This is a genomic window from Exiguobacterium sp. s40 (assembly GCF_018617905.1).
Taxonomy (GTDB): Bacteria; Bacillota; Bacilli; order Exiguobacteriales; family Exiguobacteriaceae; genus Exiguobacterium; species Exiguobacterium mexicanum_A.
This window is the reverse complement of sequence record NZ_JACSLC010000020.1, coordinates 1-12,797: the sequence shown is the minus strand read 5'-3', so window position 1 is coordinate 12,797 and position 12,797 is coordinate 1. Positions and strand designations below refer to the sequence as shown.

Genomic DNA, 12,797 nt, shown 5'->3' with positions numbered 1-12,797 from the left:
AATGGCGCAAAACTCGTTCGCCTCAAAAATTGGATTCATCTTAGCGGCCGCAGGGTCAGCGATTGGTCTCGGTGCGATCTGGAAATTTCCGTATGTCACCGGCACAAGTGGAGGCGGCGCCTTTTTGCTCATGTTTTTAGCGTTTACGCTCTTACTCGGTCTCCCGTTATTGATCGGTGAGTTCATCGTCGGACGCTCGACACAAAAAACGGCACTGCTCGCATTCAAAAAATTAGGACACGGCCGTTGGACGCTCGTCGGTTACCTTGGTGTCATCGCATGTTTCTTATTGCTCTCATTCTACAGTGTCATCGGTGGTTGGGTCTTAATCTATGTCGGTCTCGGCTTGAGCGGGACATTGAACGGCCGATCGCCTGACGAATTCGGTGCCGTCTTCGGAGATGTCGTCTCGTCACCAGGCATCGCCGTGTTCGGTCAATTCTTATTCTTATTGATCACGCTCTTAATCGTGCTAAAAGGCGTCGAAGCTGGAATCGAGCGGATGAGCAAGATCTTGATGCCGCTCTTGTTCGTCAGTTTCATCGTCCTCGTCATCCGCTCATTGACGCTCGACGGGGCGATGGAAGGGGTTCGCTTCTTCTTGCAGCCTGACTTCTCTGCCTTGACGGGGGAATCGGTCTTGTTCGCCCTCGGTCAAGCGTTCTTCTCGCTATCACTCGGGGTTGCGGCCATGTTGACGTATGCGTCCTACATTAAAACGAAAGGCACGCTCAATCGCTCGGCGAACATGATTGTTCTATTGAACATCTCCGTCTCGCTGTTGGCGGGTCTCGCGATTTTCCCGGCCGTGTTCGCATCAGGTCTCGACCCGGCTGAAGGCCCGGCGCTTCTCTTCGTCGTCTTGCCGGCCGTCTTTAATCAAGTCCCGCTCGGTGGTTTCTTCATGGTATTGTTCTTCTTGCTGTTCACGTTCGCCTCGATCACGTCATCGATTGCGATGCTTGAAGTCGTCGTCGCCGGTGTGACCGACCGACTGAACGAAAAGAAACAGACGATGTCGAAACGGAACGTCACACTCTTGTCAGCAGCGATCGTTTTTGCGGTTGGTATCCCTTCGGCCCTCTCGTTCGGAGTGATGAGCGAGATGCAGTTCTTGAACGGTCGTACGTTCTTCGATTCGATGGACTATATCGTCAGCTATGTCTTGATGCCGGTCGGTGCGCTCTTGACATCGATTTTCGTCGGGTATGTCGTTGATCAACGCATTCTTAAAGAAGAGATTCAAACATCGGGCGCTGGTGTCAAGCTGTACCCGGTCTGGCACTTCCTCATTCGTTATGTCATTCCGGTGACGGTCGCCATCGTCATGGTGACAACGTGGGTCACGGTGTAACGTGACGAACTCCTCCTGATTCATTGAATCAGGAGGTTTTTTTACATTCGAGCGACCCTGACTTTTCGTTCTTGCGACCGAGAGAGCGTGCGGCGTCATTATGCTAAGCTTATAAAGATGACGAAACTTTTTTTGAAGGGTCACGTAAGGTACAATAGAAGTATCATGAGACGAGGTGAAACGGATGAAAACATGGATGAAATGGGCCCTGACCGGGGCAATCCTATATTTTGCCATAAACGTTTTTGATTTTTCTTGGCTGTTTATCATCGTCGGGGCGCTCGTATTAAACGAAGTGTGGTCGACCAATAAACGCCGGAAGCGGGCGCCGGCTCCTGTTGCCAAACGGGCCAAGAAGAAACTGCTGCTCGATGAAGACGAGCCGTTCGTTGGTTCGCGCATCTTGAAACCGCTTGAAGAAGCGGCACCGGTGCGTCAGTTCGAGGCGACCGACGACTTAGAGCTTCAATTTTTACAGCGGACGATTGAGCAAGGCTATGAAAAGCTACAACAGATTGACCGCGTCTTGCCGGAAATCAAGGACATCGAGGTGCGGCGTGAGATGAAGGCCGTTTCGAAAGAAGCGCACGAACTGTTCGCTGAGTTGTTCGAAAATCCACAAGACGCGAAACATGTGCGTGACTTGTTCACGTTCTATTTGGATTCACTCGTGTCGGTCGTATTGAAATTCAAAGAACTAGAAGGAAAACGCGTCGTCATTCAAGAAGAGACACGTGAACAGCTGATCACCAATATGCGACTCATCGTCGACAAGTTCAAACAGCAACGCAGCCGTCTCTTAGAAGACGATGCGGTCGACTTTGAACGAGAGTTGATCATGATGGAAAAAGTATTGGCCGATCAACCAGAAGGGAGAAAAAAACATGACTTCATCGAATGAAACGAACTGGCAGTCATGGCCAGAAGAAGAGCTCACTTCACAGACGAAAACGAAGACGGAAACCGATGCGATTTCGGACCCGTCCGTGGACTGGTCATCTATGACAGAGAAACATGAGGTGCCGGCGATTCAAGTGAATCCAGATGTCCCGCAGGAACACCGGGAACGGATCACGCGCATCGCCGAGTCGATCGATATTAAAAAGACAGATTCCGTCATGTTGTTCGGATCAAACGTGCAACGCGAACTGTCGCAATTCTCGGACCAAATCTTGACCGAGGTCCGGATGAAGGATGGCGGTGACGCCGGAAAGCTATTGTCTGACTTGATGCAGAACGTACGCAAGATGGACCCGGACATGTTGCAGCCAGAGAAGAAGAGTTTTATGGACAACTTGCCGCTCATCGGACGGGCCAAGAAGAAAGCCGAGAACTACAAACTCCAGTTTGAAAAGATGAGCGTCTATTTAGAAGAAGTCATCCATAATCTAGACCGGGCCAAGTTCGGTTTGATGAAGGACATCACGATGCTCGATCAGATGTACGATAAGAACAAGCGTTATTTTGAAGAGCTTAACGTCTATATCGCCGCCGGTGAGACGAAACTTGACCACGTGCGCAGCTATGAGATCGCCCCGCTCCGTCAAGAAGTGGAGATGTCGAAAGACCAGGTCAAACTTCAACAGTTGAACGACATGATTCAACTCGCGGACCGATTCGAGAAAAAATTGCACGATTTGAAACTGAGCCGGACAATCAGTCTGCAGATGGCACCGCAAATCCGGGTCATCCAACAGAACAACCAGATTCTAGCCGAGAAAATCGAGTCGGCGGTCGTCAATACGATTCCACTCTGGAAAAACCAAGTCGTGCTCGCGCTCAGCTTGACACGACAAAAGACGGCGCTCCGCATGCAGCAAGACGTCACGAAGACGACGAACACGTTGCTCGAGCAGAACTCGAAGATGTTGAAAGACTCATCGATCGAGATCGCCACAGAGAACGAGAAAGGCATCGTTTCGGTCGAATCGCTCAAAGTGGCGCACGAGAACTTGCTCTCGACGCTCGACGAGACGCTCCGCATTCAACAAGAAGGACGTCAGAAGCGCCGTGAGGCCGAACGTGAACTCGATCGCATGGAGCACGAGTTGAAAGAAAAAGTTATCGAGATTGCTTCAAAAAACAAAGAGTTGCCAAAAGAGACTGGATATTGAACGAGGAAAGTCTGAGCTCTCAGACTTTCCTTTTCTTTAAGGAGGATAAGAAAATGGAAAAACAACGGCTATGGGATGAGACGTGGTTGCAGTTCGCTGATATGATGGCGGTACGCCATTCGAAATGCGCCTCGAAAAGTGTCGCTTGCGTCATCGTCAAAGATGAGAAGCCGATCTCGATTGGGCTCAATGGGACGCCACCCGGGCATACGAACTGCAATGAGATCTTTTTAAAACGGGAAGACGGTTTTTATAAACGGGCCGAGTACGTGTCAGAAGATGCGGTCGATTTGCTCGAGGCACCGGTTTCATTCATCCATGAGGGTGTGACATTTATTAGATGTTCGGACCCATACGACCACCATAATTGGTCGAAGCAACATGAAATCCACGCCGAAATCAACGCGATCGGTAAGCTCGCCGCGGATTCGACGAACGCCTTCGGCGCGACAGCCTATGTGACCCACTCACCATGTCATGCCTGTTCGCTCGCTTTGATCGCGTCACGCGTAGCCCGTGTCGTCTATGCGGTCGGCTATGAGCACGGTGACGGCCTCGATTTGATGCGTGAGAGTGGGATTGACGTGGTACATATGCCACTCGAAAAAAGTTTCAAAAACACATTGTAAACGTTTACATTCGATGTTATATTATTAATGTACTGCCAATGGTGTTTTACTCTTCCATTATTCGTCTCTCTTCGGAGGGACCTTTTTTTATGGCTAAGCACAGGTGAGACAAAGTTTACACATAATGTTCAATATTTCACAATCTTTTCGTGGGTTTCTTTCTTATAATGAAAGTAGATTAACGAGAGGGGAAATGTTACATGGAAAAACAAGTTCGTTTCACAGATGGTGCCTATGATGTGGAAGCGTTGATCACACTCGAAGAGGTGTGGGAAGATAAATTTGCCATCGGGACGCATAAAGAGCTCGCCGTTAAGTCATTAAAGATCAACGGAAATGAGGTTTCGGAGTTGAAGCACGTTCGGGCGTTGCTTCGCTACTATCCGACGCTCGGTGTCTCGGGCATCTTGCTAGCGCTCGATGGTGCCGCAGCTGAGATCGTCGCCTTGTCAGGGGATACGGATCCGGCGCTCCGGTTTGTTGAACTCGTGGCGTTACAAATGGACGAGGCAGCGACGGAAGAGTTGAAAGACCTATACGCCGAGATGGCGGTCTAACTTTGTAAGGATGACACCCACGTCATCCTTTTTCATTTTCGGGTTGCAATGCGGGTTCAGTATGGTATTATTGTCAATAGATGAAGAAATGGAACGCCATATCGTTATCGACAACCAAAAATGGGGATCTAGATAGCTAGATCGCTGTGAAAAAGCCACGTTCATAGGAACGTGGCTTTTTTTTGTATAATTTCGAACCCGGCGCCGACATCGAAGGCGATATGGGCGTCTGAACCGAGCACGAACGGGATGCCGAGTGCGGCCGCCTCGGACGCGACGTCAATGGCGTAAGGTTGGCCGCACTCGGGCTTGCGGAGACCGGCCGTATTCAAATCGAGACCGAAACCGCGTGTAGCGATCGTTTGTAGCAAGCGCGTCTGTTCATCCTGCACGTTCGAGCGGTCCCACGTGTAATTGTGTTGATATTTGATCGGTAAGTCGATATGTCCGATGCGGTCTACTTTCAAGCGCTCCCAAGGGAATGCGAGTCCGGCAGCGAGCGCCTTATAATATTGTTTCATCACGGCCTCGAACGAGCCGACACGTTTGACGAGCACATCAAACGTCTCCGCCGAGAAGTCGATAGGCAGGAGCTCGTCGTCGACGAGGAGAAAGTGTTGGGACAAGATTGCTTCGTCTAATACGTCGGCGTACGGCTCGAGCAACGCCAGCGTCTCGGACTCATATCCGGGCAAATAGTCGATCTCCAAACCGATGCGGAGATCAAGTTCGGGATACGACCGCTTCAACGTCTGCAAAGCTTCTATATAACGCGGGAGCAAATCGAGCGCCATCGCTGAATCTTGTTCTGGCGTCGGGTCCTGAAACCGGTCCGGGAGCGGCGCATGCTCCGTGAACGTGAGCGTCTTGATTCCTTGGTTCAAGGCGCGCTTTACATACGCTTCGAGCGAATCGGATGAACCATGCGGACAAAATGGGGTGTGAAGGTGACCATCACGGGTAACGTCAATCATCAGTCGACATTCCTTTCGAGTTCGCCGGTTGACAGCAACGGCTTGGTTTGATAAATTTAACACACTACTTTAGTTTGGTAAAGTGATAATAAGATAAAGGGTGATATTGATGATCTGGTTCAATACAAAAGGATCCATCCCGGAAGGATGGCACGAATTGCAAGGGGAAGACGTTCTGCGTCCGAAGCAGTGGATGTTGTCATTTTTAGAGCGAGCCGAGTCAAATGGCTACAGTGTCATTGAGCCGCCGCTCGTGGAATATTATTCGCACTATCAAGACTTGGCCTTGTTCGATGAGTCGGCCTATTATCGTCTGTTCGGGAATGACGGCGAGTTGCTCGTCATGCGTCCGGACTATACGTTGCAAATCGCTCGGAAACTCGCCGATGGTCATGAACCGATGCGGGTCGCCTATGCCGGTGCCGTTTATCGGCGTACCCCGAAACATTCGGGTCAGCCGCATGAGCGTCAACAGCTCGGGCTTGAATGGATTGACGGGGACGCTCCCGATATGGAGTTGATCGCGTCATTCCTCAGTATGACTGAGCGGGTGTTGCCGCAAGACGGGCTTCGGATCCAAGTCGGTTCGGCTGCCTTGGTCGCCGCCGTGGCGGATGAGGCCGGCATCCCTGAGCGGACGCTCCGTCAATATTTGGCGCTCCGTAACTTGGAATCACTCCGTGACCTCGCGGATATGTATCAATACCCGTTAATCGCGAAGCTACCGTTCTTAATCGGTGATTCGGCACTCGCTGAACTACGAGAAGTCGCCGAGCCAGGATTGACGGCTGCGATCAATGAAGTCGAGCGGGCGGTCGAACATTTACGCGCCATCGGTTTGAACGTATCGTACGACTTTGGACAGACCGGCGATTTTGATTACTATTCAGGATTGACGGTGACAGGAAGCATCGATGGACGGCGCGTCCTCTCGGGCGGTCGCTATGATTCGCTATACGGACATTTCGGTCAATCGCGACGGGCGTTCGGATTGTCGCTCGATTTAGAACAGTTAGGTGAGGTGATTTTATGAAAGTGGCCATCGCGAAAGGACGCATTGAAAAAGCGGCCCGAGACTATTTCGAACAAGTCGGATTAACCGTCTGGCCCGAAAAACGCGGCCGAGAACTGACCGTCGAAGTCGACGGGCATGAGTTCATCTTCGTCAAAGGGGATGACGTCTATAAATATGTCATACACGGCGCGTCTGATGTCGGCGTCGTCGGTGGCGACATCTTGCGAGAGAAGACGCCTGGCGTCCTCGAAGTCGTCGATTTGCCGTTCGGCCGTTGCCGGATGGCGGTTTGCGGACCGAAAGAACGGAAGAACGGGACGAAAAAATTGAAAGTCGCGAGCAAGTATCCGAATATCGCCATCTCTCACTTCGCTTCGAAGCGACAGAACGTCGAAGTGATTGCGTTGAACGGTTCGGTCGAACTCGCACCGCTCACAGGACTCGCCGATTGCATCGTCGATATCGTCGAGACGGGGGCGACGCTTCGTGCGAACGACCTCGAGGAATACGAAACGATTTTCACGGTGAACGCCAAGTTCATCACGAGTGAGACGGCGCTCGCCAACGATCCTGATGAATTGAAGGCCTGGATTCGTCGTTTAAGCAAGGAGGAAGCGAAATGAGCACGGAAACGAATCGGAGCCGGCGAGAAAGCTGGGCGGAAGCGGTTAAGCCAATTCTCGAGGCCGTGGAGTCGAACGGAGATGAAGCGCTCCTAGAGTTTACAAAGAAATTTGACGGTGTCGACGTAATCGAAACGGTCGACTTGACAGCCTTCACGCCACCTGAAGCTTACGGGGAGTTGACCGAGGCGTTGACGCTCGCCGCCGAACGCATTCGCACGTTCCACGAGCGTCAGCGTCGTCAAGACGACGCGTATGAAGATGGCATGTTCAGACTCGGACGTCGCTTCATGCCGCTCGACTCGGTCGGCGTGTACGTACCGGGTGGGACGGCCGTCTATCCCTCGAGCGTCTTGATGAACATCATCCCGGCGAAAGTGGCCGGTGTGAAACGGATCGTCATGGTGACGCCGCCAAAACCAGATGGCATCGACTTGTCGCTATTGATTGCGGCAAAAATCGCAGGGGCAGATGAGTGTCATCTGGTCGGCGGGGCACAAGCCGTGGCCGCGCTTGCGTTTGGCACCGAGACGATCAAACCGGTCGACAAGATTGTCGGACCTGGTAACGCCTATGTCGCGACCGCGAAGTCGCTCGTCTCTCACATCGTCGGCATCGACTCGGTCGCTGGGCCGTCTGAAGTACTCATCATCGCCGATGAGACGGCCAATCCGAAATGGGTCGCCGCCGACTTGCTCGCCCAAGCCGAACATGACGTCGAAGCGACGGCACTCGCTCTCGTCACGTCAGACGAGTTGGCCGAACAGATCGAACAGGAATTGGCACGCCAGCTGGCCGAGCTACCACGCCGTGACATTGCGGTCGAGGCATTGAAACGAGGCGGGGTACGCATCATGTCGAGCGAACGTGCAATCGAAGTCGCCAACGAGATGGCAGCCGAGCACGTGCAACTTGCCGTCTCCGACCCGGAAACCTATATGCAAGCCATCCGTCACGGTGGTTCGTTCTTCCTCGGTCATGAAGCCGCGGAAGCGTTTGGCGATTACATCGCTGGACCAAACCACGTCTTGCCGACGAGCGGGACGGCACGTTTCTCGAGCGGACTCTCGGTCGATGATTTTTACCGGAGACAGACGTTCCTTCAGATGACGGAGCTCGATGAACGTGTCACACGCGCCGCGATTCGCATCGCGCAACAAGAACAACTTGACGGCCACGCCCGAGCGATGGCGGTTCGATTGGAGGACGTATGAGACAGAACTATGAAACGATTCCTCGCTACGTCCCGCATGCGGTCAAAGGACATGCGTTGAATCAAAACGAGAGCCAATATGAGTTCCCAGAGCGGTTAAAGACGGCAATCCGAGAGCTTCCGCTCGATTTGAGCCATTATCCGGTCGATGAGTTGGCAGCGCTGAAACAAAGTTATGCGACATATGCTGGTGTGGATCCACAACAACTCATGGTCGGGAGCGGCAGTGACGAACTGCTAGCCATTTTATGTCAGGCAATCCTTGACGCCGATGACGTCGTCGCCGCCCCGATTCCCGATTTTTCGATGTACGGCATTTATACGCATATCGCCCGTGGGAATTTTGTGCAGCCGGATGCGGACGGATTGTCGTTCGAGGCGCTTATGCAAACGATCGAGGCGGAACGGCCGAAACTTGTGCTCGTGTCGAACCCGAACAATCCGACGGGAAAGATGTGGTCACTCGATGAACTCGAAACGGTCGCCAGCCGTGTTCCATATCTCGTCGTGGACGAGGCATATATCGATTTCACGATGGAAGATTCATTCAAAGACCGACTCGCGGACCACGCGAACGTCATCATTCTCCGTACATTATCGAAAGCGTTCGGACTCGCGAATCTGCGCATCGGTTTCATGATTGCCGACGAGCGCTTAATCGAGAAGATTGATCGGTTCCGTTCGCCATTCAACGTGAGCGGGCTGAGTGCGGCCGTGGCGACGGTCGTGTTGAACGACTCCGAATATATCGAGGAGTCGATCAGCTTCCATCAAACGCAACGACAAAAGCTTGAAACGTTGCTCGCACCGATTGGAAACGTCTTACCGAGCCGTGCCAATTTCCTATACGTCAAAACACCAGACAGCGAAGCTTGGGCCGCCCGTTTCTTAGAAAAGGATGTCCATGTTCGCGCGTTCGCAGACGGGATTCGTGTCAGTGCCGGCACGGACGAGGCGTACCGCTTGCTTCAACAAACGATAGAAGAGGTGACTTCACTTGAAAACAGCTGAGACGAAACGAGAGACAAAAGAGACGAACATCGAGCTCAAGCTTGATTTGAATGGGACAGGACAAAGTGACATTAAGACAGGTGTCGGCTTCTTTGACCATATGCTGACACTGTTCGCGTTCCACAGCCAAATCGATTTGACGGTCCATGTCGAAGGGGATACGTGGGTCGACGCTCACCATACGGTCGAAGACGTCGGGATCGCCCTCGGACAGATAATCAATCAAGCGCTCGGTGACAAAATCGGTATCCGCCGCTACGGCACGAGTTATTTGCCGATGGACGAGACGCTCGCGCGTGCCGTCGTCGACGTGTCCGGCCGTCCGTTCCTCGTCTATCGGGCCGAAATCAAAAATCCGAAACTCGGGGACTTTGATACCGAGCTCGCCGAAGAGTTTTTCCGGGCCGTGGCGATGAACGCCCGCTTGACGCTTCATCTTGAGGTGCTCTACGGGTCGAACTCACACCATATGATTGAAGGGTTGTTCAAAGCGTTCGGTCGCGCCCTCGCTGAAGCAATCGGGCAAGACGGATCGAATCGACTCCCATCGACGAAAGGACTGATCGAAGGATGAAGGTCGCGGTCATCGAATATGGAATGGGCAACGTATTCAATGTCGAACGGGCGCTCCAAGCTATCGGCTGTTACGTCACCATCACGAACGATCCAGTGGAAATCGAGGCGGCTGATGCCATCTTGCTGCCTGGGGTCGGAGCGTTCCCGCAGGCGATGCAATCGCTGAGCGAGACGGGGCTGATTCCGCTGTTGAAACGATCGGCACAAGAAAAACCGTTCCTTGGCATTTGCCTTGGCATGCAACTCTTATTCGAGTCGAGCACGGAAGGGGTGCCGACGGAAGGACTCGGTTTGATTGAAGGGCGCGTCGAGCGGATGCGGGCGGAACGTCTGCCACACGTCGGATGGAATTCGATTTTGCGCGACGAGGACGTCTATTTCGTCCACTCGTATCACGTCGTGACTGATCCAGTCCACGTCGTCGCGTCTGCCGATTATATGGGTGAAACCGTGCCAGCCATCGTGCAAAAAGGGCTCGTCACGGGGATGCAGTTTCATCCCGAGAAGAGCGGCGCGTTCGGATTACGTTTATTGACAGAATGGAAGGAGGCGGTCGAACGTGAGATTACTACCGGCCATTGATTTGATTGACGGAAAAATCGTCCGCTTGACGGAAGGCGATTTCAATACAGAAGAACAGTACGGAGACCCGTATGAGAAATTGAAGGAATGGCAAGGGCGCGTTCCGATGCTTCACTTGATTGATCTCGAAGGAGCGAAAGCCGGCGAACCGAGACATCTTGATGTCGTCCGCTTCGCTAAATCGTGCGGCTTCTTCGTCCAGACCGGCGGAGGCATCCGTTCCGAGGAAGCGCTCGATGCGGTCATGGCGACCGGCGCCGACCGTGTCTTGCTTGGGACAAAAGCGTTCACAGACCCGGATTTCTTGGACCGGGCGCTCGCGAAGTACGGGGATCGTGTCGCCGTCGCCCTCGACGCCTATGATGGCATCGTCGCCGTCAACGGCTGGCAAGAAGCGACCGACTTAAAAGATATCGATGCCGCGAAAGAACTCGTCGACCGTGGGGTCAAGACGATTCTTTATACGGATATCGGTTCGGACGGGAAATTGAACGGACCGAACCTTGAACGGATGAAGGCGCTCCGTGAGGCTGTTTCAGTCACGATCATCGCCTCGGGTGGCGTGACGACCGAGGCTGACGTCGAGGCGCTTCAAGCGGCCGGCATCGACGAGGCGGTCGTCGGGAAGGCACTACTCTCCGGACAAGTCAGTCTTGATGACTTGATCGAGTGGGAGGCGCGCCATGCTTAAACGTCGCATCATTCCGTGTCTTGATGTGAAAGACGGTCGTGTCGTCAAAGGGATCGAGTTTGTCGCGTTACGTGACATCGGCGACCCGGTCGAGATTGCCAAGTATTATGACGCCTCCGGTGCGGATGAGCTCGTGTTTCTCGATATCACCGCGAGTACGGAACGCCGGCAGACGATGCTTGACGTCGTCAGTGCCGTCGCCCGGAAAGTGTTCATCCCGCTCACGGTCGGCGGCGGTATTCGGTCGCTTGAGGATATTTCCTCGCTCTTAAAAGCTGGGGCCGACAAAGTGTCGCTCAACACGCTCGCCGTCGAATCACCCGATTTGATCAAACGAGCGGCCGAACGGTTCGGGTCACAATGTATCGTCATCGCCATCGACGTCAAGTTTGAAGACGACGATTACTTCGTCTATACGTATGGCGGGAAGAACCGGACCGAGTTGCGGGCCGTCGATTGGGCAAAGCAAGTGGCTGCACTTGGGGCGGGTGAACTGCTCGTCACGTCGATGAATCAGGACGGAAAGCAGAGCGGCTACGATTTGCGAATCCTTGATTTGCTCCGGGACGCCGTCGATATCCCGATTATCGCCTCTGGCGGTGCCGGGAACGCGAATCACGTCGTCGACGCGCTCGAGAAGGTCGATGCGGCGCTACTCGCCTCGATTTTGCATGACCGGAAAACGACAGTGGAAGAGGTGAAACACGTATGCAGCGAGCACAACTTGCCGATGCGGTTCGTTACGACGAAAACGGATTGATTCCAGCCATCATCGTGTCGACAGAGGACGACGCCGTCCTCATGTTAGGCTACATGAACGAGGAGGCGATTCAGAAGACGCTCGAAACGAACACGGTCACGTTCTGGTCGCGTTCAAAAGGGAGACTCTGGATGAAAGGGGAGTCGAGCGGAAATACGCTCGAGCTCGAGAGCATCCACGTCGATTGTGATCAAGACGCGTTGTTGGTCCGTGTCCGTGCCAATGGGCCGACGTGCCATACGGGAAATCGAAGCTGCTTTTTCACGGAGGTGGAAGGATGATTCACGAATTAGAGAAGTTGATTCAAGAACGACAGGCGTCACCGAAAGAAGGGTCGTATACATCTTATCTATTCGACCAAGGTGTCGACAAGATTGCCAAAAAATTTGGGGAAGAGTCGTTCGAGGTCGTCATCGCGGCATTGAACGATGAAGATTTGGTCGAGGAGTCAGCAGATCTGCTGTATCACTTGCTCGTCTTACTCGCCGCTAAGGGCGTGTCGCTACACGATGTCGAGGCGCTCCTCGCCAAACGGCATGGGACGACGACGCCGGCGAAACCACGCCGGGACGTCACCGACTGGTAACACAAAAAGGAACGAAGCCACAATGATATGCTCCCCAATAGGTAGACAGATGAAATAACAAATCTGTTTATCTGATTGGGGAGTGTTTTTTATGGCGAGAAGTCGGCATTCA

14 protein-coding genes and 1 pseudogene are annotated in these 12,797 nt (G+C 53.1%); 14 read left to right on the top strand and 1 reads right to left on the bottom strand.

Translation table 11 applies throughout. The features are described from left to right. Window position 1: 1 nt before the first annotated feature. The 5 genes from KNP02_RS13795 to KNP02_RS13775 all read left to right on the top strand — a co-directional run bounded on the left by KNP02_RS13795 (window position 2) and on the right by KNP02_RS13775 (window position 4,654). Window positions 2-1,354, top strand: a complete 1,353-nt coding sequence (locus KNP02_RS13795; protein ID WP_214710001.1) for a sodium-dependent transporter — start codon at window positions 2-4, stop codon at window positions 1,352-1,354. Window positions 1,355-1,538: 184 nt separating this feature from the next. Continuing rightward, window positions 1,539-2,255 (top strand): 5-bromo-4-chloroindolyl phosphate hydrolysis family protein, encoded by a 717-nt coding sequence (locus KNP02_RS13790; RefSeq protein WP_034777375.1) that lies wholly within the window; start codon window positions 1,539-1,541, stop codon window positions 2,253-2,255. Continuing rightward, complete coding sequence (locus KNP02_RS13785) at window positions 2,239-3,468, top strand: toxic anion resistance protein (protein WP_034777376.1); 1,230 nt, start codon at window positions 2,239-2,241, stop codon at window positions 3,466-3,468. Before KNP02_RS13790 ends, KNP02_RS13785 begins: the two co-directional genes overlap by 17 nt. 53 nt (window positions 3,469-3,521) lie before the next feature. After that, window positions 3,522-4,097 carry a deoxycytidylate deaminase gene (locus KNP02_RS13780; RefSeq protein ID WP_034777377.1) on the top strand — a complete coding sequence of 192 codons (576 nt, stop codon included), beginning with the start codon at window positions 3,522-3,524 and terminating at the stop codon, window positions 4,095-4,097. Between the two features lie 200 nt (window positions 4,098-4,297). After that, window positions 4,298-4,654 carry a hypothetical protein gene (locus tag KNP02_RS13775; protein ID WP_034777378.1) on the top strand — a complete coding sequence of 119 codons (357 nt, stop codon included), beginning with the start codon at window positions 4,298-4,300 and terminating at the stop codon, window positions 4,652-4,654. A 161-nt stretch (window positions 4,655-4,815) separates the two neighbouring features. On the opposite strand, the gene hisJ is transcribed toward KNP02_RS13775, so the two are convergent. Next, a complete protein-coding gene (gene hisJ / locus KNP02_RS13770) occupies window positions 4,816-5,628 on the bottom strand; it encodes a histidinol-phosphatase HisJ (protein WP_214710003.1) in 813 nt (270 codons plus the stop codon). Between the two features lie 109 nt (window positions 5,629-5,737). On the opposite strand from hisJ, the gene KNP02_RS13765 reads away from it, so the two are divergent. The 9 genes and pseudogenes from KNP02_RS13765 to hisIE all read left to right on the top strand — a co-directional run bounded on the left by KNP02_RS13765 (window position 5,738) and on the right by hisIE (window position 12,685). Then, a complete protein-coding gene (locus KNP02_RS13765) occupies window positions 5,738-6,661 on the top strand; it encodes an ATP phosphoribosyltransferase regulatory subunit (protein WP_138859528.1) in 924 nt (307 codons plus the stop codon). After that, a complete protein-coding gene (gene hisG / locus KNP02_RS13760; protein WP_214710005.1) occupies window positions 6,658-7,266 on the top strand; it encodes an ATP phosphoribosyltransferase in 609 nt (202 codons plus the stop codon). The genes KNP02_RS13765 and hisG overlap by 4 nt, the downstream gene beginning before the upstream one ends. Beyond that, entirely contained in the window at window positions 7,263-8,480 is a 1,218-nt protein-coding gene (gene hisD / locus KNP02_RS13755; RefSeq protein WP_214710008.1) for a histidinol dehydrogenase, read from the top strand. The genes hisG and hisD overlap by 4 nt, the downstream gene beginning before the upstream one ends. Beyond that, window positions 8,477-9,490: a pyridoxal phosphate-dependent aminotransferase gene (locus tag KNP02_RS13750; RefSeq protein WP_214710009.1), complete on the top strand. Its 1,014-nt coding sequence runs from the start codon at window positions 8,477-8,479 to the stop codon at window positions 9,488-9,490. The genes hisD and KNP02_RS13750 overlap by 4 nt, the downstream gene beginning before the upstream one ends. Continuing rightward, window positions 9,477-10,064: an imidazoleglycerol-phosphate dehydratase HisB gene (gene hisB / locus KNP02_RS13745; protein WP_214710011.1), complete on the top strand. Its 588-nt coding sequence runs from the start codon at window positions 9,477-9,479 to the stop codon at window positions 10,062-10,064. The genes KNP02_RS13750 and hisB overlap by 14 nt, the downstream gene beginning before the upstream one ends. Then, a complete protein-coding gene (hisH, locus tag KNP02_RS13740; protein ID WP_214710013.1) occupies window positions 10,061-10,648 on the top strand; it encodes an imidazole glycerol phosphate synthase subunit HisH in 588 nt (195 codons plus the stop codon). Before hisB ends, hisH begins: the two co-directional genes overlap by 4 nt. Next, window positions 10,626-11,339, top strand: coding sequence for a 1-(5-phosphoribosyl)-5-[(5-phosphoribosylamino)methylideneamino]imidazole-4-carboxamide isomerase (hisA, locus tag KNP02_RS13735; protein WP_214710015.1), 714 nt, complete (start codon window positions 10,626-10,628; stop codon window positions 11,337-11,339). The genes hisH and hisA overlap by 23 nt, the downstream gene beginning before the upstream one ends. Continuing rightward, window positions 11,332-12,099 carry an imidazole glycerol phosphate synthase subunit HisF gene (gene hisF, locus KNP02_RS13730; RefSeq protein WP_034777390.1) on the top strand — a complete coding sequence of 256 codons (768 nt, stop codon included), beginning with the start codon at window positions 11,332-11,334 and terminating at the stop codon, window positions 12,097-12,099. Before hisA ends, hisF begins: the two co-directional genes overlap by 8 nt. After that, window positions 12,048-12,685: pseudogene (gene hisIE, locus KNP02_RS15105) on the top strand (bifunctional phosphoribosyl-AMP cyclohydrolase/phosphoribosyl-ATP diphosphatase HisIE). Before hisF ends, hisIE begins: the two are co-directional and overlap by 52 nt. The last annotated feature ends 112 nt before the right edge of the window (window positions 12,686-12,797 follow it).

Bases quoted from the DNA above. Each gene is read 5' to 3' on its own strand.
- hisJ (WP_214710003.1), bottom strand. From the start codon at position 5,628: ATGATTGACGTTACCCGTGATGGTCACCTTCACACCCCATTTTGTCCG.
- KNP02_RS13750 (WP_214710009.1), top strand. From the start codon at position 8,477: ATGAGACAGAACTATGAAACGATTCCTCGCTACGTCCCGCATGCGGTC.
- KNP02_RS13785 (WP_034777376.1), top strand. From the start codon at position 2,239: ATGACTTCATCGAATGAAACGAACTGGCAGTCATGGCCAGAAGAAGAG.
- KNP02_RS13790 (WP_034777375.1), top strand. From the start codon at position 1,539: ATGAAAACATGGATGAAATGGGCCCTGACCGGGGCAATCCTATATTTT.
- hisG (WP_214710005.1), top strand. From the start codon at position 6,658: ATGAAAGTGGCCATCGCGAAAGGACGCATTGAAAAAGCGGCCCGAGAC.
- hisH (WP_214710013.1), top strand. From the start codon at position 10,061: ATGAAGGTCGCGGTCATCGAATATGGAATGGGCAACGTATTCAATGTC.
- KNP02_RS13775 (WP_034777378.1), top strand. From the start codon at position 4,298: ATGGAAAAACAAGTTCGTTTCACAGATGGTGCCTATGATGTGGAAGCG.
- KNP02_RS13765 (WP_138859528.1), top strand. From the start codon at position 5,738: ATGATCTGGTTCAATACAAAAGGATCCATCCCGGAAGGATGGCACGAA.
- hisD (WP_214710008.1), top strand. From the start codon at position 7,263: ATGAGCACGGAAACGAATCGGAGCCGGCGAGAAAGCTGGGCGGAAGCG.
- hisF (WP_034777390.1), top strand. From the start codon at position 11,332: ATGCTTAAACGTCGCATCATTCCGTGTCTTGATGTGAAAGACGGTCGT.
- KNP02_RS13780 (WP_034777377.1), top strand. From the start codon at position 3,522: ATGGAAAAACAACGGCTATGGGATGAGACGTGGTTGCAGTTCGCTGAT.
- KNP02_RS13795 (WP_214710001.1), top strand. From the start codon at position 2: ATGGCGCAAAACTCGTTCGCCTCAAAAATTGGATTCATCTTAGCGGCC.